Here is a 19412-nt window from a genome sequence, read left to right as displayed (position 1 = left end):
GAGGCTCCGCGCAGCGCGAAGCGATGCGTGGAGAGGGTGTGGGGAGCATCCACTCGACACGAGAGGCGGCACGATGAGCGGCGACGACCTGCAGACCCTCATCGGCGCGGCCGGCGAGCGCGAGCCGCTGGCCGAGCTGCACCGCCTCGCCGAGGTGCGCCGTGAGCTCGCCCGCGCCGAAGAGGTGCAGGTGCGCAAGGCCCGCAACCTCGGCTTCTCGTGGCAGGCGATCGCGAGCGCCCTCGGCGTGAGCAGACAGGCCGTCCACAAGAAGTACGGTCGAAGGTAAGCCCCCTTCACGAACGAGGTACACCCATGCCCTCCGCCGAACTCGACGAAGCCCCCACCGCCGCCCCCGCACGAGGCCGCGGCATCCGATCCCGACGCATCAAGCAGGAGGGACCGCGCGCGACCTTCGGCCAGCTGCTGCCCTACCTGTTCGAGCACAAGGGCACCATCGCCGTGGTCGTCGTGCTCAGCATCCTGAGCGCCGGCGCGTCCCTCGTCCAGCCGCTGCTGGTAGGCCAGGTGATCACGCGCGTGCAGGAGAACCTCGACCTCGGCCTGCTGGTGTGGGCGCTCGTGGGCTTCGTGATCCTGGGCTCGCTGATCTCGGGCTATCAGCACTACCTGCTGCAGCGCACCGGCACCGCCGTCGTGTACTCCAGCAGGCGACGGCTCATCGCCCGCATCCTCCACCTGCCGATCAGCGAGTTCGACGCCCGCCGCACGGGCGACCTCGTCTCGCGCGTCGGCAGCGACACGACCCTGCTATACGCGGCGCTCACGCAGGGGCTCGCCGACTCTGTCGGCAACGCCCTGCTGTTCGTCGGGGCCCTCGTCGCGATGGCGTTCATCGACCCCGTGCTGCTGGCGATCATCGTGGTCGTCATCGGCATCTCGGTGCTGGGCGTCACGGCGCTCAGCGGCCGCATCCGCACCGCCTCGACCGAGCAGCAGGAGAAGGTCGGCGCCCTCGCGTCCGGCGTCGAGCGCGCGGTGGGATCGATCCGCACCGTGCGCGCTTCGGGCGCGACCGACCGCGAGGTCACGGCCGTCACCAGCCAGGCGACCGACGCGTTCGACGTGGGCGTGCGCATCGCGAAGGTGTCAGCGCTCGTCGTGCCGATCGCGGGCATCGCGCTGCAGGTCTCGCTGCTGGTGGTGATCGGCCTCGGCGGCTTCCGCGTCGCCACCGGGGCGCTGACGATCGCCAGCCTCGTGACCTTCATCATGTTCCTCTTCATGCTGATCGCGCCGCTGGGCTCGTTCTTCGGCGCCATCACGTCCGTCAGCCAGGCGCTCGGAGCGCTCGGCCGCATCCAGGAGGTGCTCGACCTTCCGGTCGAGGCGCAGGACGACGCCGCGATCGCGGCACGCGTGCGAGAAGAGGATGCCGCCGCCCCCGGCGTCCCGACCCCCGCGGCCGCGGCGATCGAGTTCCGCGACGTGCGCTTCCGCTACCCAGAGAACGTCGTCGCCGCCCGGCGCAAGGCCGAGTCCGAAGCGCTGGCGGTCCTGGAGAGCGCCCACGTCGACACGTCGGTGATCGCCCTCGGCGACGGCGCCTCGGCCGACGGGCACGTCGCGGATGCGGCATCCCTCGACTCCGACGGCGACGTGCTGCGCGGCGTCTCGTTCACGGTCCCGCGCGGTGCCCGCGTGGCACTGGTCGGCCCGTCGGGCGCCGGCAAGAGCACGACCCTCGCGCTCATCGAGCGGTTCTACGACCCGACCGGCGGCGCGATCCTGCTCGGCGGCGCCGACGTGCGCACGCTCGACCGCGACGCGCTGCGCGCGCAGCTCGGTTACGTCGAGCAGGATGCCCCCACGCTCGCGGGCACGATCGGCGACAACCTGCGGCTCGCGTCGCCCGAGGCCTCCGACGCGCAGTGCGAGGACGTGCTGCGCGCGGTAAACCTCGGCGAGGTGCTGGACCGCAACCCGCTCGGCATCGACGCGCCCGTCGGCGAGTCGGGCGTCATGCTGTCGGGCGGCGAGCGTCAGCGGCTCGCGATCGCGCGCGCGCTGCTGGCCGCTCCCCCGATCCTGCTGCTCGACGAGTCCACGTCGTCGCTCGACGGCCTCAACGAGCAGCGGATGCGCGACGCGATCGACGCCGTGGCGGCCGGCCGCACGCTCATCGTGATCGCGCACCGGCTGTCGACCGTCGTCGACAGCGACCACATCGTCGTGATGGACCACGGCCGCGTCGTCGGTCAGGGCACCCACTCCGAGCTCGTGCAGACGACGCCCCTGTACCGCGACCTCGCGAAGCACCAGCTGCTGGTCTGAGCCCGCGGGTCGGCTGACCGCGTGGCGCCCAGTTTCCCGCGAGTCGCCACGAACGACGCACCGCGCGCGGCGAACGTGGCGACTCGCCACAGGCCCAGTCGCGGGATGGGATGCCGCCACCCACACGCGTCGCCACGAACGACGCACCGCGCGCGGCGAACGTGGCGACTCGCCACAAACGACAAGCGGATGCCCCGGCCACCGCACAGGTGAGGCCGGGGCATCCGCCTCGACAGGCTCGGCGACCGAGCCGGTCAGGCGCGCTGCAGGCGGTACCGCAGCGCGGCCAGCTCGGCCCACAGCGGCGCGGGCACGCGCCCCTCGAAGGTGCGGTAGAACTCCTCGGTCAGGTCGGCCTCCTGCAGCCACAGCTGCGGGTCGACCGCGAACAGCTCATCGAGGTCGGCCTGGGGCACCTCGATGCCGTCGAGGTCGAGGTCCTCGGCGTGCGGCAGCCGGCCGATGGGGCTGTCGACGGCGCCGACCTCGCCCTCGACGCGGCGGATGATCCAGTCGATCACGCGCGAGTTGTCGCCGAAGCCGGGCCACAGGAACCGGCCGTCCGTGCCCTTGCGGAACCAGTTCACCTGGAACACGCGCGGCGCGCGGTCGAAGCGCAGCTTCTGGCCGACCTTCAGCCAGTGGCCGAAGTAGTCCGCCATGTTGTAGCCGCAGAACGGCAGCATCGCGAACGGGTCGCGGCGCAGTTCGCCGACGGTGCCCTCGGCGGCCGCCGTGCGCTCGGACGACACGTTGGAGCCCATGAAGACGCCGTGCGTCCAGTCGGTGGCCTCGACCACGAGCGGCACGTTGGTGGCGCGGCGGCCGCCGAACAGGATGGCGTCGAGCGGCACGCCCTGCGGCGCGTCCCAGTCGTCCGCGATCTGCGGGCACTGCGCCGCGGCGACCGTGAAGCGCGAGTTCGGGTGCGCGGCGGGGCGACCCGATGCCGGCGTCCAGGGCTTGCCCTCCCAGTCGGTGAGCTCTGCCGGCGGCTCGTCCGTGAGACCCTCCCACCACACGTCGCCGTCGGGGCGCAGCGCGACGTTCGTGAAGATCGTGTTGCCCCACAGCGTCTCGACGGCCGTGACGTTGGTGGACTCGCCGGTGCCCGGTGCGACGCCGAAGAAGCCCGCTTCGGGGTTGATGGCCCAGAGGCGCCCGTCCTCGCCGGGCCGCAGCCAGGCGATGTCGTCGCCGAGGGTCTCGACGCGCCAGCCGGGGATCGTCGGGCGCAGCATCGCGAGGTTCGTCTTGCCGCACGCCGACGGGAACGCCGCGGCGAGGTGGTAGGCGCGCCCTGCGGGATCGATCACGCGGATGAGCAGCATGTGCTCGGCGAGCCAGCCCTCGTTGCGGCCGATGACCGAGGCGATGCGCAGCGCGAAGCACTTCTTCGCGAGGATCGCGTTGCCGCCGTAGCCCGAGCCGTACGACCAGACCTCGAGCGTCTCGGGGAAGTGCACGATGTACTTCTCGTCGTTGCAGGGCCACGCGTCGTCCTGCTGGCCGGGCTGCAGCGGGGCGCCCACCGAGTGGACGGTCTTGACCCACGGCGCACCGGCGGCGATCTCGCGCAGCACGTCGTTGCCGACGCGGGTCATGATGCCGATCGAGGTGACGGCGTAGGCGCTGTCGGTGACCTGCACGCCGATGTGCGACAGCGGCCCGCCGACCGGACCCATCGAGAACGGCACGACGTACATCGTGCGGCCCTTCATCGAGCCGTCGAACAGCGGGGTGATGGTGGCACGGATCTCGTCAGGGGCGGCCCAGTTGTTCGTGGGACCGGCATCCTCTTCACGCTCGGAGGCGATGAAGGTGCGTGCCTCGGTGCGCGCGACGTCGCTCGGGTGCGAGCGCGCCAGGTACGAGCCCGGCCGCCATTCCGGGTTGAGCTTGATGAGCTTGCCCTCGTCGACCTGCTGGCGCAGCAGGGCGTCGTTCTCGGCGCGCGACCCGTCGACCCAGTGGATGCGGGCGGGCTTGGTCAGCGCCGCGATCTCGTCGACCCACTCGCGCAGTGCGACCATGCCCTCGCCCGACACGGTCGGCAGCTCGCCGTACGTCCGGGTCGCGGTCGGACGGGCGGGCCCGGCGTTCGACGAGGTCGATCCTTCGATACGGGTGAAGATGTCGGCAAGGGCCATGGTGTCGCTCCTCGTTGATTTCGACGTGCAGATTCGTGCTCTTCCTCTACTTTCACGCGTGATGGATGCCTCTTCCCACGATTCTGCGTGTCAAGAGTTGCAATTCTTTCGCTATCATCAAGGAATGCCGCCGACCTCCCTCGAACTGTCGACCCTGGGCCACCGCATCCGTCACCAGCGTCTGGCTCACGGCTACACACTCGACGAGCTCGGCGCCCTCGTCGGCGTCGCGGGCAGCCAGCTGAGTCTCATCGAGAACGGCAAGCGCGAGCCCAAGCTGTCGCTGCTGCAGACGATCGCGTCGATCACCGGCGTCGAGGTCGCCGATCTGCTGTCGGCCGAACCGCCCAACCGCCGCGCCGCGCTGGAGATCGAGCTGGAGCGCGCGCAGTCGAGCTCGGTCTTCCGTCAGCTCGGCGTCGCCCCCGTCAAAGTGACCAAGGGCATGAGCGACGAGACGATCGAGTCGATCCTCGGCCTGCACCGGGAGCTGCAGCGCCGCGAGCGCGAGGCGATCGCGACGCCCGAAGAGGCGCGTCGCGCGAACACCGAGCTGCGGCTGAAGATGCGCGAGCTCGACAACTACCTGCCCGACATCGAGAAGCTCGCCGAGAAGCAGCTCAAGTCCGCCGGCCACGTGTCGGGCGCCCTCACCCACCGCACCGTCAGCATCATGGCCGAGAAGCTCGGGTTCGAGCTGATCTACGTCAACGACCTGCCGCACTCGACCCGGTCGGTCACCGACCTGGAGAACGGCCGGATCTATCTGCCGCCGGCATCCATCCCGGGCGGACATGGCCTGCGCTCGATGGCACTGCAGGCGATGGCGCACCGGCTGCTCGGCCACAAGCGGCCGACCGACTACGCGGACTTCCTGCAGCAGCGGCTCGAGATCAACTACTACGCCGCGTGCTGCCTGATGCCCGAGACCGCGTCGGTGGCGTTCCTGCAGCAGGCCAAGAAGGACCGCAACCTCGCGGTCGAGGACTTCCGTGACGCGTTCGGCGTGACCCACGAGGCCGCCGGAATGCGGCTCACCAACCTCGCCACCCATCATCTGGGCATCAAGCTGCACTTCCTGCGCGTCGACGGATCGGGGGCGATCTCACGCGTCTACGAGAACGACGATCTGCCGCTGCCGATGGATGTCACCGGCGCGGTGGACGGCCAGATGGCGTGCCGCAAGTTCTCGGCCCGCGCGGCGTTCGCCGAGCAGAACCGCACCACCGAGCACTACCAGTACACCGACACGCCGGCCGGCACCTTCTGGTGCTCGACGCAGACCGGCTCGACCTCGGCGGGCGAGTTCTCGATCACCGTCGGCGTGCCGTTCGACGACGCCCGCTGGTTCCGAGGGCGCGAGACGCAGAAGCGCGCCACCTCGACGTGCCCCGACGAGTCGTGCTGCCGCCGCGCCGCATCCGACGTGGCGGGGCGCTGGGCCGGCAAGGCGTGGCCGAGCGCGCGCGTGCACATGCAGATGTTCTCGCCGCTCCCCCGCGGCGCCTTCCCCGGGGTGGACGACAACGAGGTGTACGACTTCCTCGACCGCCACGCGTGAGACTGCTCAGCCGGTGATGAACGCCCGGTAGCGATCGAGGGATGCCGCCACCTCGGCGTCGGTCGCCGCCCCGGCTGCGAACAGCTCGGGGATGGGGTCGTCGGCGTGCCGGCCGACGGCGACGGAGTGCGTCCAGACGCCGACCGCTTCGCCGCGGGCGACGATGATCGGACGCACGATGCCGTTCATGCTGGGCCCGATCGCCGACAGGAACTCCGGCGCGCACGGCACCGTGCGGTCGACGTACGACAGGTAGTACTCCTCGAAGGGCGGCAGCGCCAGGACGTCGGGGGCGGATGCCGCACGCCGGGGCGCGGGGCCGGCCGCCAGGTACATCGGCTCGGGTTCATCGGCGACGACCACCAGCCGGTCCCCCGCGGCTTCGGCCGCGGCCCGTGAGACCCCGAGCGGCAGCCCCGTCCACCAGGCGAAGTCGCGGGCACCCGCCGGACCGTGCGAGGCGATGTAGCGCACGAACAGCTCGGCCGCCGGATCGGCCGGCGTGACGGGGTCGCGGATCCACTCCTCGGTGAGGACCAGGTACTGCTCGCGCGTCGGTCCCTCGGCGCGCGGCACGACCGGCCCCTGGCACACCACGCCTCGCAGCGACATCGCGACGAGCAGGTGGTAGCCGCGCTGCTTGGCGGTCGAGACGCCGGCGAGCTCCCACACTTCGGCGAGCTCCTTGCGGGTGAGCCGGTTGCCGCCGGCGAGCGCGGCGCGGGTGGCGGTCTCGGTGCGGTCGAGCTCGGCGTCGTCGATCGACTCCACCCTCCGTACGGCCGCCATCTGGCGGTGCTGGCGGTCGGCGGTGATCGAGAGCACCCACGGCAGGTCCTCGGCGGGGATCAGATGGATGGTGCCCCGCATCGTCCACGACCGCACGATCTCGCCGCGGTCGAACGCCGCGTCGACGTCGCGCAGTGACGGTGCTCCCCTCGTGCGCTGCGCGACGGCCCAGCGTCCGCCCCAGAACTCCTGGGCCTGCGTGGCGAGCATGTGCCGTGCGGCCTCGGCGATCGTGCGGGCCGGAGCGCTGAGTCGATGCGACCGGAGCCGCTCTGCGCGCATGGTTGTGGCATCCACTCGCCCATCATGGCGTGAACGACCGACACTGCGCAGGCGGCGCGTGACACCGCGTCAGGCGTGGGCGGCGTCGTACGCGGCCCGCGCCTCCTCGATGCGGGGATGGTTCTGGATCGCCCAGTCCGCGAGCGCCATCGCGAGCTGCACGAGCGTGCCGCCCAGCGGCGTCAGCTCGTACTCCACGCGCGGCGGCACCTCGGCGTGGACCGTGCGCGTGATGAGCCCGTCGCGCTCGAGCTGGCGCAGCGTCAGGGTGAGCATGCGCTGCGAGATGCCGGGGATGTGCCGCTGCAGCTCGGTGAAGCGCAGCCGCTCACCGCGCAGCGTGCCCACCACCAGCAGCGACCACTTGTCGCCGATGCGGTCGAGCACGTCGCGGATCGCACGGCCGTGATCGCTGCCCGGGCCCGCACCCTCGCAGGAGCGCTCGTAGCCGGTCGGCGCGGGATCCCCCGCCGCAGACACCGTCAGCGTGCTCGTCATCGCGTGTCACCTGCTTACATCCATGTGCCTTTTGTACGCCTTCCGCAGATGACGCATCATGAGGTTGCTTACAAACAGTAACAGACCACACGATCTCTACCTGGAGAATTGCATGATCATCGCCCTCTGGATCCTCAACGGACTCCTGGCGCTCGCGTTCATCATGGCCGGCTCGATGAAGGCCGCCCGCCCCAAGACCTCGCTCGTCGCCGCCGGCATGGGCTGGGCCGACGACTTCGCCGACCCCACCGTCAAGCTCATCGGCATCGCCGAGGTCGTCGGCGGCATCGGCCTCATCCTGCCGCTGCTGACCGGCATCGCCCCGATCCTCACCCCCATCGCCGCGACCGCCCTCGCGGTCGTCATGATCGGCGCGATCGCCGTCCACATCCGGCGCAGAGAGAACGCGACGCCGTCGATCGTGCTCGCCGCGCTCTCGATCGCGAGTGCAGTGCTCGGCTTCGTCGTGGTGCTCTGAGTCGCGCACGCCCCGAGAGAAGTGGATGCCGCGGTCCCGGCATCCACGTCGCTCTCGAGGCGTGACGTCCGTCTCATCGCGTGGAAGCGGCGCGCCCGAGGATCTCGAGCGCGCCGCCTTCTGCGTCCTGCAGCGGGTTACTGCTGGATGAACGCGAGGATGTCGGGGTTGAGGACCTCTGCGTGCGTGGTCAGCATGCCGTGCGGGTAGCCCTCGTAGATCTTGAGCGTGGCGTCGGCGAGAAGCTCCGCCTGCTTGAGCGCGGCGTCCTTGTAGGGAACGATCTGGTCGTCGTCGCCCTGCAGGACGAGGACGGGCACCGTGATGGCCTTGAGGTCCTCGGTCTGATCCGTCTCGGAGAACGCCTTGATGCCTTCGTAGTGGGCCAGTGCGCTGCCCATCATGCCCTGACGCCACCAGTTCGCGACGGTGGGCTCCGACACGTTCGCGCCCGGCCGGTTGAACCCGTAGAAGGGGCCGGATGCGACCGCCTGGAAGAAGTCCGCGCGGTTCGCGGCCAGCGCGGCGCGAAAGCCGTCGAAGACCTCCAGCGGCGTGCCCTCGGGGTTGTTCTCGGTCTTCAGCATGAGCGGCGGAACCGCGGCGACGAGGACCGCCTTCGCGACGCGGCCCTGGGGCTGGCCGTACTTCGCGACGTAGCGGGCGACCTGTCCGCCGCCGGTCGAGTGGCCGACGTGGATCGCGTTGCGCAGGTCGAGGTGCTCGACGACCGCGCTCACGTCGCTCGCGTAGTGGTCCATGTCGTGCCCGACGGCGGTCTGCGACGAGCGGCCGTGTCCGCGGCGATCGCTGGCGACGACCCGGAACCCCTTGCCCAGGAAGTAGAGCATCTGGGCGTCCCAGTCGTCCGACGAGAGCGGCCAGCCGTGGTGGAACACGATGGGCTGGGCGTCACGGGGACCCCAGTCCTTGTAGTAAATCTCAGTGCCGTCATCGGTGGTCACAAAAGGCATGAGGAGCTCCAGGTTGTGTGTCGGCCGGGTGGTGCCCGGGTTCTGTCGTGAGCGCTCCGCGTGGTCGCGAAGTCACCCGACGTAGCGACGGCGGGCTGCTGGATATTCCGCGTCCGGGCAAAGGCGTCGTGACCCTCCTCTACGGTGAGCGCATGGACGTACGGTTCGCAGCCGGCTTCGGCCCCATCGTTCGCGACGACGCAGCCTCGCGGACCTTCTACCGAGATGATCTGGGGCTGCCCCTCCACGAGTCCCCGCCCGGCTACCTGCACACGAACTCGCTGGGCGGCGTCAAGGCGTTCGCCCTGTGGCGGTTGACGGATGCCGCCCAGTCGACGTTCGGCACTGCCGAGTGGCCGGCGCACCTCCCGGTGCCGCAGGCGTGGCTAGAGTTCGAGCTCGCATCGCCCGACGCAGTGGCCGACGGCGAGCGCGAGTTGCGTGAGGCGGGTCACGAGATCCTCGTGTCGACCCACGTCGAGCCGTGGGGCCAGACGACCGCGCGACTGCTCAGCCCGGAAGGGATGCTAGTGGGCCTGTCGTTCTTCCAAGAGCTCCACGACGACTGATCCCGAAGAGCGCCCGCCGGTCCGCCGTCTGCGGGCCGGCGGGCCGGCGGGCGCTCATCGTGGAACGAGCGTCAGCGCAGGGCGGCGAAGAACTCACGGAGGTCGCCGCACAGTGCCGCGGGCACCTCCATCGCCGCGAAGTGACCGCCCACCTCGTGCTCCGCCCAGAACACGATGTTGTCGTTGTCGCGCTCGGCGAACGCGCGGATCGTGCGGAAGTCGTTCGCGAACACCGAGACCCCCGTCGGGGTGTGGTTGACCGGCGCCGGCTGACCGTGCTGCGCCACACGGGCGTCCTCGAAGTACTGGCGGGCAGCCGATCCCGAGGTGTTCGTGAACCAGTAGACCGAGGCGTTCGCGAGCACCTGCTCGGTCGTGAGCAGGTTTCCGTCGCCGAACCCGACGATCAGCTCATTCCATGCGAGCAGTCCGACGGGTGAGTCGGCGAGTGCGTGCGCGACCGTCTGGGGCCGGGTCGACTGCATCGCCGAGAACCCGGCACGGGCCTGGAAGTTCGCGAGGATCGCGAGCGCTTCGTGATCCTTCGGTGTCAGGCGCTCGAACTCCGCCGGGTCGCCCGAGGGGAACGAGAAGAGCTGCAGCACGTGCGTTCCGACGAGCCCCTGCGGCGCGAGCAGCCCGAGCTCGCGCCCGATGAGCGAGCCGCCGTCGCCGCCATGCGCCCCGTACCGCTCGTACCCGAGGCGCTTCATGAGCGTGTCCCAGGTGGCGGCGATCTTGGCCGACGACCATCCGCCCGAGGTGAGCGGTGAGCTGAAGCCGTACCCGGGCACCGAGGGGATCACCACGTGGAACGCGTGTTCGGACCGCCCGCCGTGCGCGACCGGGTCGACGAGAAGGTCGATGAGGTCGATGTACTCGAGGAACGATCCGGGCCAGCCGTGGCTGAGCACGATCGGCAGAGCGTCGGGCTCCGCCGAACGGACGTGGAAGAAGTGGATGCGCTGCCCGTCGATCTCGGTGACGAACTGCGGGTACGTGTTGATCTTCGACTCGACGGCGCGCCAGTCGAATTCATCTCGCCACTGCTCGGCCATCTGCTGCACCCAGGACGTGGGTGCACCGTACGACCAGTCGTCGCCGGGCGCCGGCGGCGCGAAGCGGGCGTTCGCGAGCCGCGCCCGCAGATCGGCGAGCTCGGCCTCGGGGACCTCTACGCGGAACGGGCGGATCGAGATATCCGTCTCTTCCGTTGCGAGGGCGTCGAAGGCGGTGGTGGACAGGACCGGTGTGGTGGTTTCGCTCATGATCTGACGGTAGAAACGAATCCGGAGAGGTTGCTTCCTGTTTCGCATGGCATGCTCGAGAAATGTCCACGACCGCCGTGCGCCTGTTGGCCCTGCTGTCACTCATGCAGGCGCGCTCGAGCTGGACCGGCCCCGAGCTCGCCGAACGTCTGGGCGTGTCGGACCGCACGATCCGCACCGACGTCGATCGACTGCGCGAGCTCGGCTATCCGGTCGCCACGGACCGCGGCGTCCACGGCGGCTATCGCATCGAAGCGGGGGCGCGGATGCCGCCGCTGCTGCTCGACGACGACGAGGCGACCGCGATCGCGATCAGCCTCTCCACGCTGGGGCCGCAGCTGATCGCGGGCATCGATGAGAGCGCGGCGCGCGCGCTCGCAAAGCTCGAGCAGGTCATCCCGTCGCGGCTCCGGCAGCAGGTGGCGGCGCTGCGGGATGCGACCGAGACGCCGCAGACGCCGGCGCGTGCGCGCCGCGAGACGCCTGTCGCTCCCCAGGTGCTCGCCGCGCTCGCGACCGCGATCCAGGAATCCGAGTGGTGCCGCTTCGATTACGTCAAGGCCGACACGGGCCACTCACCGGGAGCGTCAGAGAAGCGTCGCGTCGAGCCTTACCGCCTGGTCGCGTGGAACGGCCGCTGGTATCTCGTCGCCTACGACCTCGACCGAGATGACTGGCGCACGTTTCGTGTGGACCGCATGGCGCTCGGCGCGCGCACCTACCGCCCCTTCGACGCCCGGACGCTGCCGACGGATGCCTCGACCCTGGTGCTGCGCGGCGTCGCGGGCGCCGGCTGGCGTGCCCACGCGCGCGTCATCGTCCAAGCCCCCGCCGCCGAGGTGCTGGCTCGGATCGACGCGACCGTGGGCACCGTGGAACTGCTCGATGAGTCGACCTCGGCGCTGGTCACCGGGGCCGACAGCCTCGAGCGCATCGCGGCCTACCTCGGCATGCTCGGGCTCGACTTCGCCGTCGACCAGCCCGCGGAACTCAGGACGCACCTGCGCACCCTCGGGCAGCGCTACCTCGCTGCGGCCGATCCAGGCGGGGCCCCGGCCACCTGATCGGCGACGACGCGCGGCACCGACTTCTGAGCGCAGCAGGACTACGAGCCCCTCCAGGTGCGTCACGTCCTCGTGAGAAGTGGATGCCTCGGCCCCGGCATCCATTTCGCTCCTGCGGTGCGCTCACATGGGCTCGGTCGTGCGCACCAGCCCGCAGTTCACACATGACCACGCGACGAGGAATCGCTCGTCGTCGAGGATCTCGAAGGTCAGCCGATCGCCGCACGTCGGGCAGGCCAGCGGGTCTGCGCGTGGGTCGGTCACGCCCCCAGCCTAAGGTCGCCACACACCGGCCGGCCGGGATGCCGCCGACCGGGTCCCGACGCTGTCATCATGGGCACCGATGAGGAACGAACGTCTGATCCCACGCCGCACCCCTGAGTCCCGAGAGGTCGCCGAGCGGACCCAGCTCGTGCTGGACCTGACCTCCCGCCTCAACGTGCTGCGCCACAGCGACCTCGACGGGCGGGCATCGCTCCTGAGCGAGATCTTCGGACGGCCCGCGCCCGACACGCTGACGCTGTATCCGCCGTTCCCCTGCGACTATGGCCTCAACCTGGAGTTCGGCGAGCACGTGTTCGTGAACCAGAACTGCTCGTTCTACGACATCGGCGGCATCACCATCGGCGATCGCACCATGATCGGGCCGGGCGTCACCCTCAGCACCGCCGGGCATCCGGTCCAGCCCGGTGAGCGCTTCGACGGCATCACGATCGCACCCATCGTGATCGAGTCCCACGTCTGGATCGGCGCCAACGTCACCGTCACGCCGGGCGTGCGGATCGGCAGCGGCTCGGTCGTCGCCGCGGGTGCCGTCGTCGCCAAAGACGTTCCGCCGAAGTGCGTCGTCAGCGGTGCCGGGTACATCAAGCGCCGTGATCTGGATGCCGCACCGTAAGACATCGAATGCCCTGTGTCGCCACGGAATTCGTCCCCTATGGTGAGATGCGTGCGGCGGCAGCGAAGCGTGGTTCTGGGCTTGGTCTTGACGATGATGCTGGCGGGGTGCGCCACCACCACCGGTCGCGACGGAGGAGCGGTCAGCGCTGGAGCGGGTTCGGCGACAGACGAGAGTGCGACGCCCACGCCGACCGCCGATGTGGTCGTGGACGCTGACGCCGAAGCCACCGCCCAGTCGTGGCTCGACGGCGCCGTGCTCCCGCCGGGCGCGGTGGCGTCGGAGACGAAGCCTGCGAACTTCCTCAGTTACTACGCCTGGCCGTGCCAGCCGATGGTCGAGCGCTCGGGGTACTGGACAGTCGAGGACAGCAGTGTTGCCGAGGTGGCCAACTGGCTGAAGCAGAACCCGACCGGTGGACTCATGGTCACGACCCCCGGGCCGATTCCCGAGGACACGGATTACGACGAGGCGACGGTCGGCAATGCTCCGGCGTTCGACTCGCTCGAAGGCATCGCGTACACGATCACGAAGAACGCCGAAGGCGTCGCGATCCGTGCCGAGATCGGAGTGAAGCCCGCGGACTCCGAGTGCCCCGAGGGCAACTGGGGCGGGCCCGGCCAGGGCTGACCGGAGGGCTTGACGGCGCACTTTCATTTTGGAAGTATCAGCCTCATGAGCCTCTTCATCACCTGCCCGGTCGACAGCGTGGAACGCGCGACCGCCTTCTATTCCGCCCTCGGCTGGTCACTCAACGCCGAGATGTCGGATCACAACGTGTCGTGCTTCGCGATCGCGCCCGACCAGTACGTCATGCTCGGCAGCCGAGAGATGTACGCGAGCGTCGGCGGCGTGGAGCCGTTGATCGGCGGCCCCGATACGCCGTCGAAGGTCACGGTCTCGTTCGACCTCGGCAGCCGCGAGGCGGTCGACGAACTCGTCGAGCGCGCCGGCGCCGCGGGTGGCCGAATCGGAGACACCGACGACTACCCCTTCATGTACCAGCGGCAGTTCGACGACCCCGATGGCTACCACTACTCGCCGTTCTGGATGAAGCCGGACACCGAACCGACGGCGTGAGCGACCTCGCCGCGGCCCTCGACGTCGTCGGAGCGCGCTGGGCGCTCCTCATCGTGGAGCGGCTGCTCGAAGGCCCGCAGCGCTACGGCGACCTGCAGCGCGACCTGGGCGCCGGCACGAACATGCTGGCGACCCGCCTGCGCGAACTCGAAGCGGCCGGGGTCCTGCACCGCCTGCCCCTGCGGCACAACACCCGCGCGTACGCGCTCACCGATCGCGGGCTCGCTCTGCGCGACGCGATCGCCGCCCTGCAACGGTGGGGCGCCGAGCACACCTAGGCGGCTCGGCGCTTTTCAGCGGTCGGCCTGGCCGTCTTCTTCCGGCTCGAACGTCGACGGCTCGCCGGTGTAGCCGGCGGCCACGCCATCGGGTTCATCGGGGATCGTGCCGTCCTGGCCGAGCCCGTCGCTCTTCGGCTCCCCCGAATCCTGGGACGCGTTGCGTGCAGGGCTCACGTACGAGTCGGCGCTGTCGTTGAGGTCGTCGGCGGTGTCGCCGAGCCCCGACTTGTCGCCGACGGGCATCTCGACATCGGGACCTTCGTAGCCTTCGTCATCCGCTCCGGACTCGAAGGAAGACGGCTGCTGGTTCGTCATTTCGCACCTCCTGGCTTTGCCCACCAGCATCCGAGTTCCTCACTGCGGATGCGTAGGGGGTTGACACGCCGGCGCACCCCCTGGGACCCGACATACTGCTCAGGCCTGCGCGCAGCACGCGTCGGCAGGACGGCGTCAAGGCAGCCCGAGCGCCTCGCGCAGCCCGATATGCGCGTTGCCTAGCCACGGGCGGGCTGGCCCCCTACGCTGAGCGCGTGGATTTCGAGTCGGTGTTCAGCGCTGTCGCCATCGGGTTCGAGGTGATCGGTGCCGTCGTCATGGTCGCCGGATTCCTCTTCGCGGTCGTGCTCGGCATCCGCTCCCTCCTGCGCGGCGAGGGAGGCCACGCCGCCTACGCCGCCCTGCGCACGACGCTCGGCGCGGCGATCCTGCTGGGACTCGAGGTCCTCGTCGCCGCGGATCTCGTGCGGACGATCACCTCCAAGCCGTCGCTCGAGGATGCGCTGATCCTCGGGATCATCGTGATCATCCGGACGATCCTGTCGATCTCCATCCAGATCGAGATCGACGGGGTCGCGCCGTGGCGTCGTGCGCTCCTGACAAGCGGCGGTCAGCTGCTCGGTCAGGCAGCGGCGAACGATCGCGCCGCCTCGGCCCGTGCAGCGGCATCCCCTGCAGAGCGCGCTGAGTAGTCCCCGCCCTTCGCCCGTCAGGCGGGCGTCCTTCCCGATCGGGCCTCAGCCCGAGGTGGTGCCGGTGATGAATCGCACCTGATCGGTCCCTCAGCTCGCACCGGAGGCGCTCAGCGACCGCTCCTGGTGCTAGATGTCGAGGACGCCGTTGTGAGCGTTGGCCGGGTCGGGAAGGGCACTGGTGTCGAGGTCCTCCATGAGGTGAATCGAAGCGTACATCGAGGGTCGTACGCGCCCGGCCTCGTCGAAGACGCGGAGAGTGCGTCGAAGCCGCCCGCCAGGAAAGTGCGGGTGGGTGAAAGACACTTCCACCCGCGTGTGCGGCCACTCACCGACCGGCTCAACGCGGGGATCCCCCAAGCCTCGCGAAAGCGGAGATGTGCGGCCGTCCTGTCCGTGCCAGTAACTCGCGAGGTGATCGAACTCTCGGAGCGTCGACGCGACGGCGGCGTTCTGTTCCGCAGTGGAGAGATGGATGAGGCTCCACGGGATCGGCGACTCAATGGGAGCAACGTCGAGGGGACGTGGCGCGACGTTCCCCATCGCGCGCAACAGTTCCTGCTCATCGAACAGCTCGAACCTGTCGTCCGCGATGTTTATCTCGGCGGGCAACTCGTCGCCGAGCGCGACCGACGCGTACCGGTAGGAATACGTCGTGCCACCTAGCCTCGCGGTTGTTGCGGCGGGCGCGCCGGAGTAGAGGATCAGACGCGGTGACGTGTCCGTTTCCATCACGAAAGCAATCCGGCGGTCGGTGGTGATGATCCGGCTCGAGCCACCCGGGATAAGCACCTCCGCGTGACGCGGTTGTTGCCATGCCGACGGGTCGTCAAGTTTCGGGAAGGCGTCGGCGGTTACCCACAGGCCATGGCGTGTCACACCCAGTGGCTGATGCCCACGCACTTCGGTGAAGCGCGTGATCTGACCATCGGTCGCGATGTGAACGGCAGCAGGTTTGCCGTCTGGGAGTGCGGGATCCTCGGACTCGTCCGGACGATAGAACACCCACGCTCCGGTGGGAGCAGCGAGGACCGTGATCGACGTTGCGCGGGAACCCACGTCGAGGTCCGGCCAGGAGACAACGACTTCTGTGCCTGGTCCTCGTACGAGGCCGACGGGGTGATCCCCGCTGATCGCGATCCGGACCTCGCCGGCTTGCACCTGCACCCACCGATCACGATCACCGCTCATGGGAACAGAATCCCAGACCCGAGCGACACGTACTCAGAAGTCGACCGCCCGCAGCCGGCGGGCAGCATCTCACGTGCCGGCAGCGTGCGACGGCACGCGGGCCGGCGGCGCTATCGGTCAACTCCTGCTGCGGTTCGCTCATCGGCATCAGTCAGGTCACTCCGAATGAAGTGAGGAACGGAAGGTCGAGTACCCCGGGCTCAGTCACGGCGACGTAGACGAGCCCGGACAGCACGGCGACGTTGATGAGGATCGTGAACCAGAACATGCGCCGGAAGGAGCGCTTGCGCGTCTTATGCCGGAACACCTGCTGTGCGATGAGCGCTCCCGGCCAGCCGCCGAGGAGGCCGACGGTGAGAAGCGTCTGCTCCGAAACGCGCCCACGACCTGCCTTCGCCGCCGACTTATCGACACCGTAGGCGGCGAAGCCCCCGATGCTCATCGCGAGGTAGAGCGCAGGGATCCACAGTGGAAGGTCGGCCGCGACGTAGGCGACCGGGAACGCGACCGCGAAACCGCACAGAACTGTCCAGCTCAGCGCCGAAGGAAGCGGCTTCGACATGTCACGGGAACGATGATCGCCGACGTCCAGACGTGTCGATCTGCTTGAGCCGGTGGTCACGTGCTCGATTCTAGGGAGACCGGTCGACTCACGACTCACACCCGCTGCACGCCCCGGTGCCGCCTCGGCACGTGGTGGCGGCACCGTCGAATCGTCCAGCCTTGCGGGGCATCCGCATTGCTTCGGCGACCGCCGTGTCCCCTGAGGTGGGCGCGGCGTCTGGAAGCTCCCGCTACCGCGGAATCTCAAGCCAAGGCTCGCGGTATCGGCGCAGGGCTTCGCGCAATCAGCCGCGGCTGACGATCAGGTATCTCTCGTCGGTGATAGCCCCGCCCCAGTACGCAGGGTCGTCGAGCATGCGCAGCTGCACGTCTTCTCGTCGCTCGCTGACGAGGCGGAGGCTCTCGTCGGCGGTCAGCCCGACCCCGGTGTGCCACCGTCCCTCGATGAGGATGAGCAGGCCGGCCGGCGCGAGCAGTTCGATCCACCGGTCGAGCGCTGCGGCCGGATCCGGCAGCGCCCACAGGACGTGACGGGACAGCACGACGTCGAACGATCCTCGGGGAAGTGGAGGATCGGATGCGTCAGCAACGGTGAAGGTGGGCCTCGGTGTCGTGGCGCCGGCCTTGTGGCGTGCGCGGCGGATCATCTCGGGCGAGAAGTCGACTCCCGAGACCAGGTGCCCTCCCTCGCTTGCGAGGAGGACCGACAACGTGCCGGTCCCGCACCCCAGGTCAGCCACGCGGAGCCTGCGACCCTCGATGAGCGGGAGCAGCAGGTCGGCCCATGCTCGCCGGACGTCAGGATCGCGGAGCCCATGGTCGGCGGCATCATCGAAGGCTTCGGCCTCCGCATCCCACAGAGATCTCGTGTCGTCGCTCATCTGCTCACCTCTTCCAGACAGCCTCCGCCCATCCCGACCCACCCGTGAATCGCCGCAACTCTGACCAGCAAAATGAGCGGACACCCCGTCGCCGCGGCATCCGCTCATCTCACTCCCCGGGTCAGAACGGGTTGGGCGTCAGCGTGTACTTGGTCTGCAGGTACTCGTGGATGCCCTCGGCACCGCCCTCGCGGCCGAGGCCCGACATCTTCCAGCCGCCGAACGGGGCGGCGGCGTTGGAGACGACCCCCATGTTGAGGCCCATCATGCCGGTCTCCAGACGCTCGATCATGCGCTGGCCGCGGGCGAGGTTCTCGGTGAAGACGTACGAGACCAGTCCGTATTCGGTGTCGTTGGCCAGACGCACGGCTTCGTCCTCGGTGTCGAACGGCACGATCGCGAGCACCGGGCCGAAGATCTCCTCACGCAGGATCTCGGAGCCCGGCTGCACGTCGGTGACGACGGTCGGCTCGTAGAACGTGCCCGGCCCGTCGATCGCGTTGCCGCCGGTGGCGACGGACGCGCCGCGCGTGACGGCATCCTGAACCAGCTGGGCGGCCTTCGCGACCGCGCGGTCGTCGATGAGCGGGCCGATGGTGACGCCGTCCTCGGTGCCGCGGCCGATGGTGAAGCCGTTGACGCGCTCGGTGACGCGGCGGGCGAACTCGTCGGCGACCGAGCGGTGCACGATGAACCGGTTCGCGGCCGTGCACGCCTGGCCGATGTTGCGGAACTTCGCCGCGATCGCGCCGTCGACCGCCTTGTCGAGGTCGGCGTCGTCGAACACCACGAACGGAGCGTTGCCGCCGAGCTCCATCGAAGTGCGCAGCACGCCCTGCGACGCCTGCTCGAGCAGACGCTGGCCGACCTGCGTCGATCCCGTGAACGACAGCTTGCGCAGACGCGGGTCGCGGATGATGGGCTCCGACACGGCGCCCGACGTCGACGTGGTGAACACATTGACCACACCTGCCGGCAGGCCCGCGTCTTCGAGCAGCTTCGCGAAGTACAGCGTCGTGAGCGGCGTCAGCTCGGCCGGCTTGATGACGACGGTGCAGCCGGCGGCCAGCGCCGGCGCGATCTTGCGGGTCGCCATCGCGAGCGGGAAGTTCCACGGCGTGATGAGGAAGCACGGACCCACCGGATGCTGCGACACGATCATGCGGCCGGTGCCCTCGGGGTTCGCCCCGTAGCGGCCCTGGATGCGCGAGGTCTCTTCGCTGAACCAGCGCAGGAACTCGCCGCCGTACGCGACCTCGCCGCGCGCCTCGGCGAGCGGCTTGCCCATCTCGACGGTCATCAGGAGCGCGAATTCCTCCTTTCGCTCCTGCAGCAGGTCGAACGCCCCGCGCAGGATCTCGGCACGCTCGCGCGCCGGCGTGGCCGCCCACGCCGGGAACGCCTCGACGGCGGCGTCGAGAGCGGCCTTGCCGTCCTCGGGCGAGGCGTTCGCGATCTCTTTCACGACCTCGCCGTTGGACGGGTCGTAGACCTTCAGCGTCTTGTCGCCGGACGCCGCCCGCCACTGGCCGCCGATGAACAGCCCGTCGGGGACGGACGCCAGCAGCTCGGTCTCACGATTCTCGGTCATGTGGACTCCCTCGTCTGCGGGTGAGTAGTG

The 19412-nt window shown here is 69.5% G+C and carries 22 protein-coding genes; 11 read left to right on the top strand and 11 right to left on the bottom strand.

Going from position 1 to position 19412, the window contains the following annotated elements; all coding sequences use genetic code 11:
* Positions 1 to 73 precede the first annotated feature (73 nt).
* Complete coding sequence (locus FB391_RS03530; RefSeq protein WP_141892890.1) at positions 74 to 289, top strand: AsnC family protein; 216 nt, start codon at positions 74 to 76, stop codon at positions 287 to 289.
* Between the two features lie 26 nt (positions 290 to 315).
* Positions 316 to 2295: an ABC transporter ATP-binding protein gene (locus tag FB391_RS03525; protein WP_141892889.1), complete on the top strand. Its 1980-nt coding sequence runs from the start codon at positions 316 to 318 to the stop codon at positions 2293 to 2295.
* 254 nt (positions 2296 to 2549) lie between these two features.
* Here FB391_RS03525 and FB391_RS03520 read toward each other — a convergent pair whose 3' ends face one another.
* On the bottom strand, positions 2550 to 4445 hold the full coding sequence (locus FB391_RS03520; RefSeq protein WP_141892888.1) for a phosphoenolpyruvate carboxykinase (GTP): 1896 nt from the start codon (positions 4443 to 4445) through the stop codon (positions 2550 to 2552).
* Between the two features lie 124 nt (positions 4446 to 4569).
* Here FB391_RS03520 and FB391_RS03515 point away from each other — a divergent pair, with 124 nt between their 5' ends.
* Positions 4570 to 6006: an XRE family transcriptional regulator gene (locus FB391_RS03515; RefSeq protein WP_141892887.1), complete on the top strand. Its 1437-nt coding sequence runs from the start codon at positions 4570 to 4572 to the stop codon at positions 6004 to 6006.
* A gap of 6 nt (positions 6007 to 6012) precedes the next feature.
* Here the strand turns inward: FB391_RS03515 and FB391_RS03510 are convergent, their stop codons facing one another.
* Positions 6013 to 7092, bottom strand: a complete 1080-nt coding sequence (locus FB391_RS03510) for a winged helix DNA-binding domain-containing protein (RefSeq protein WP_185842920.1) — start codon at positions 7090 to 7092, stop codon at positions 6013 to 6015.
* A gap of 54 nt (positions 7093 to 7146) precedes the next feature.
* The gene (locus FB391_RS03505; RefSeq protein WP_185842919.1) at positions 7147 to 7575 is read right to left on the bottom strand and encodes a winged helix-turn-helix transcriptional regulator; all 429 of its coding nucleotides are present in this window, start codon (positions 7573 to 7575) and stop codon (positions 7147 to 7149) included.
* Between the two features lie 112 nt (positions 7576 to 7687).
* Between FB391_RS03505 and FB391_RS03500 the strand changes: the two genes are divergently transcribed.
* Positions 7688 to 8053 carry a DoxX family protein gene (locus FB391_RS03500; RefSeq protein ID WP_141892886.1) on the top strand — a complete coding sequence of 122 codons (366 nt, stop codon included), beginning with the start codon at positions 7688 to 7690 and terminating at the stop codon, positions 8051 to 8053.
* Positions 8054 to 8190: 137 nt separating this feature from the next.
* Here the strand turns inward: FB391_RS03500 and FB391_RS03495 are convergent, their stop codons facing one another.
* Positions 8191 to 9027, bottom strand: a complete 837-nt coding sequence (locus tag FB391_RS03495) for an alpha/beta fold hydrolase (protein WP_141892885.1) — start codon at positions 9025 to 9027, stop codon at positions 8191 to 8193.
* A gap of 152 nt (positions 9028 to 9179) precedes the next feature.
* Here FB391_RS03495 and FB391_RS03490 point away from each other — a divergent pair, with 152 nt between their 5' ends.
* On the top strand, positions 9180 to 9596 hold the full coding sequence (locus FB391_RS03490) for a VOC family protein (protein WP_141892884.1): 417 nt from the start codon (positions 9180 to 9182) through the stop codon (positions 9594 to 9596).
* A gap of 71 nt (positions 9597 to 9667) precedes the next feature.
* On the opposite strand, the gene FB391_RS03485 is transcribed toward FB391_RS03490, so the two are convergent.
* Complete coding sequence (locus tag FB391_RS03485) at positions 9668 to 10864, bottom strand: epoxide hydrolase family protein (protein ID WP_141892883.1); 1197 nt, start codon at positions 10862 to 10864, stop codon at positions 9668 to 9670.
* Positions 10865 to 10926: 62 nt separating this feature from the next.
* Between FB391_RS03485 and FB391_RS03480 the strand changes: the two genes are divergently transcribed.
* On the top strand, positions 10927 to 11928 hold the full coding sequence (locus FB391_RS03480) for a helix-turn-helix transcriptional regulator (protein WP_141892882.1): 1002 nt from the start codon (positions 10927 to 10929) through the stop codon (positions 11926 to 11928).
* 123 nt (positions 11929 to 12051) lie between these two features.
* Here the strand turns inward: FB391_RS03480 and FB391_RS19610 are convergent, their stop codons facing one another.
* Entirely contained in the window at positions 12052 to 12192 is a 141-nt protein-coding gene (locus tag FB391_RS19610) for a hypothetical protein (RefSeq protein WP_185842918.1), read from the bottom strand.
* Positions 12193 to 12271: 79 nt separating this feature from the next.
* Here FB391_RS19610 and FB391_RS03475 point away from each other — a divergent pair, with 79 nt between their 5' ends.
* The 4 genes from FB391_RS03475 (at position 12272) to FB391_RS03460 (ending at position 14184) form a co-directional block, all read left to right on the top strand.
* Positions 12272 to 12826 carry a DapH/DapD/GlmU-related protein gene (locus FB391_RS03475; RefSeq protein ID WP_141892881.1) on the top strand — a complete coding sequence of 185 codons (555 nt, stop codon included), beginning with the start codon at positions 12272 to 12274 and terminating at the stop codon, positions 12824 to 12826.
* Between the two features lie 207 nt (positions 12827 to 13033).
* Complete coding sequence (locus FB391_RS03470) at positions 13034 to 13456, top strand: hypothetical protein (RefSeq protein WP_185842917.1); 423 nt, start codon at positions 13034 to 13036, stop codon at positions 13454 to 13456.
* A 45-nt stretch (positions 13457 to 13501) separates the two neighbouring features.
* A complete protein-coding gene (locus FB391_RS03465) occupies positions 13502 to 13906 on the top strand; it encodes a VOC family protein (protein WP_141892879.1) in 405 nt (134 codons plus the stop codon).
* Positions 13903 to 14184 carry a winged helix-turn-helix transcriptional regulator gene (locus FB391_RS03460; protein ID WP_141892878.1) on the top strand — a complete coding sequence of 94 codons (282 nt, stop codon included), beginning with the start codon at positions 13903 to 13905 and terminating at the stop codon, positions 14182 to 14184. The genes FB391_RS03465 and FB391_RS03460 overlap by 4 nt, the downstream gene beginning before the upstream one ends.
* A gap of 15 nt (positions 14185 to 14199) precedes the next feature.
* Here FB391_RS03460 and FB391_RS03455 read toward each other — a convergent pair whose 3' ends face one another.
* The gene (locus tag FB391_RS03455) at positions 14200 to 14502 is read right to left on the bottom strand and encodes a hypothetical protein (RefSeq protein ID WP_141892877.1); all 303 of its coding nucleotides are present in this window, start codon (positions 14500 to 14502) and stop codon (positions 14200 to 14202) included.
* 215 nt (positions 14503 to 14717) lie between these two features.
* On the opposite strand from FB391_RS03455, the gene FB391_RS03450 reads away from it, so the two are divergent.
* A complete protein-coding gene (locus FB391_RS03450; RefSeq protein ID WP_141892876.1) occupies positions 14718 to 15155 on the top strand; it encodes a DUF1622 domain-containing protein in 438 nt (145 codons plus the stop codon).
* 129 nt (positions 15156 to 15284) lie between these two features.
* On the opposite strand, the gene FB391_RS03445 is transcribed toward FB391_RS03450, so the two are convergent.
* The 4 genes from FB391_RS03445 to FB391_RS03430 all read right to left on the bottom strand — a co-directional run bounded on the left by FB391_RS03445 (position 15285) and on the right by FB391_RS03430 (position 19382).
* The gene (locus FB391_RS03445) at positions 15285 to 16346 is read right to left on the bottom strand and encodes a hypothetical protein (protein WP_141892875.1); all 1062 of its coding nucleotides are present in this window, start codon (positions 16344 to 16346) and stop codon (positions 15285 to 15287) included.
* A 151-nt stretch (positions 16347 to 16497) separates the two neighbouring features.
* The gene (locus FB391_RS03440; protein WP_246093338.1) at positions 16498 to 16968 is read right to left on the bottom strand and encodes a DUF1294 domain-containing protein; all 471 of its coding nucleotides are present in this window, start codon (positions 16966 to 16968) and stop codon (positions 16498 to 16500) included.
* Positions 16969 to 17194: 226 nt separating this feature from the next.
* Positions 17195 to 17791, bottom strand: coding sequence for a class I SAM-dependent methyltransferase (locus tag FB391_RS03435; protein WP_141892874.1), 597 nt, complete (start codon positions 17789 to 17791; stop codon positions 17195 to 17197).
* Positions 17792 to 17912: 121 nt separating this feature from the next.
* The gene (locus FB391_RS03430) at positions 17913 to 19382 is read right to left on the bottom strand and encodes an NAD-dependent succinate-semialdehyde dehydrogenase (protein WP_141892873.1); all 1470 of its coding nucleotides are present in this window, start codon (positions 19380 to 19382) and stop codon (positions 17913 to 17915) included.
* Between the last annotated feature and the right edge of the window lie 30 nt (positions 19383 to 19412).

Origin of the sequence: Microbacterium kyungheense (genome assembly GCF_006783905.1) — a bacterium.
Taxonomy (GTDB): Bacteria; Actinomycetota; Actinomycetes; order Actinomycetales; family Microbacteriaceae; genus Microbacterium; species Microbacterium kyungheense.
Note: the sequence above shows the minus strand (reverse complement) of the source record. Positions and strands in the feature narration are given on the sequence as shown.

Excerpts from the sequence above, each read along its gene's own strand:
- FB391_RS03530 (WP_141892890.1), top strand. The coding sequence starts at position 74 with ATGAGCGGCGACGACCTGCAGACCCTCATCGGCGCGGCCGGCGAGCGC.
- FB391_RS03525 (WP_141892889.1), top strand. The coding sequence starts at position 316 with ATGCCCTCCGCCGAACTCGACGAAGCCCCCACCGCCGCCCCCGCACGA.
- FB391_RS03520 (WP_141892888.1), bottom strand. The coding sequence starts at position 4,445 with ATGGCCCTTGCCGACATCTTCACCCGTATCGAAGGATCGACCTCGTCG.
- FB391_RS03515 (WP_141892887.1), top strand. The coding sequence starts at position 4,570 with ATGCCGCCGACCTCCCTCGAACTGTCGACCCTGGGCCACCGCATCCGT.
- FB391_RS03505 (WP_185842919.1), bottom strand. The coding sequence starts at position 7,575 with ATGACGAGCACGCTGACGGTGTCTGCGGCGGGGGATCCCGCGCCGACC.
- FB391_RS03500 (WP_141892886.1), top strand. The coding sequence starts at position 7,688 with ATGATCATCGCCCTCTGGATCCTCAACGGACTCCTGGCGCTCGCGTTC.
- FB391_RS03495 (WP_141892885.1), bottom strand. The coding sequence starts at position 9,027 with ATGCCTTTTGTGACCACCGATGACGGCACTGAGATTTACTACAAGGAC.
- FB391_RS03490 (WP_141892884.1), top strand. The coding sequence starts at position 9,180 with ATGGACGTACGGTTCGCAGCCGGCTTCGGCCCCATCGTTCGCGACGAC.
- FB391_RS03485 (WP_141892883.1), bottom strand. The coding sequence starts at position 10,864 with ATGAGCGAAACCACCACACCGGTCCTGTCCACCACCGCCTTCGACGCC.
- FB391_RS03480 (WP_141892882.1), top strand. The coding sequence starts at position 10,927 with ATGTCCACGACCGCCGTGCGCCTGTTGGCCCTGCTGTCACTCATGCAG.
- FB391_RS03475 (WP_141892881.1), top strand. The coding sequence starts at position 12,272 with ATGAGGAACGAACGTCTGATCCCACGCCGCACCCCTGAGTCCCGAGAG.
- FB391_RS03465 (WP_141892879.1), top strand. The coding sequence starts at position 13,502 with ATGAGCCTCTTCATCACCTGCCCGGTCGACAGCGTGGAACGCGCGACC.
- FB391_RS03455 (WP_141892877.1), bottom strand. The coding sequence starts at position 14,502 with ATGACGAACCAGCAGCCGTCTTCCTTCGAGTCCGGAGCGGATGACGAA.
- FB391_RS03445 (WP_141892875.1), bottom strand. The coding sequence starts at position 16,346 with ATGAGCGGTGATCGTGATCGGTGGGTGCAGGTGCAAGCCGGCGAGGTC.
- FB391_RS03435 (WP_141892874.1), bottom strand. The coding sequence starts at position 17,791 with ATGAGCGACGACACGAGATCTCTGTGGGATGCGGAGGCCGAAGCCTTC.
- FB391_RS03430 (WP_141892873.1), bottom strand. The coding sequence starts at position 19,382 with ATGACCGAGAATCGTGAGACCGAGCTGCTGGCGTCCGTCCCCGACGGG.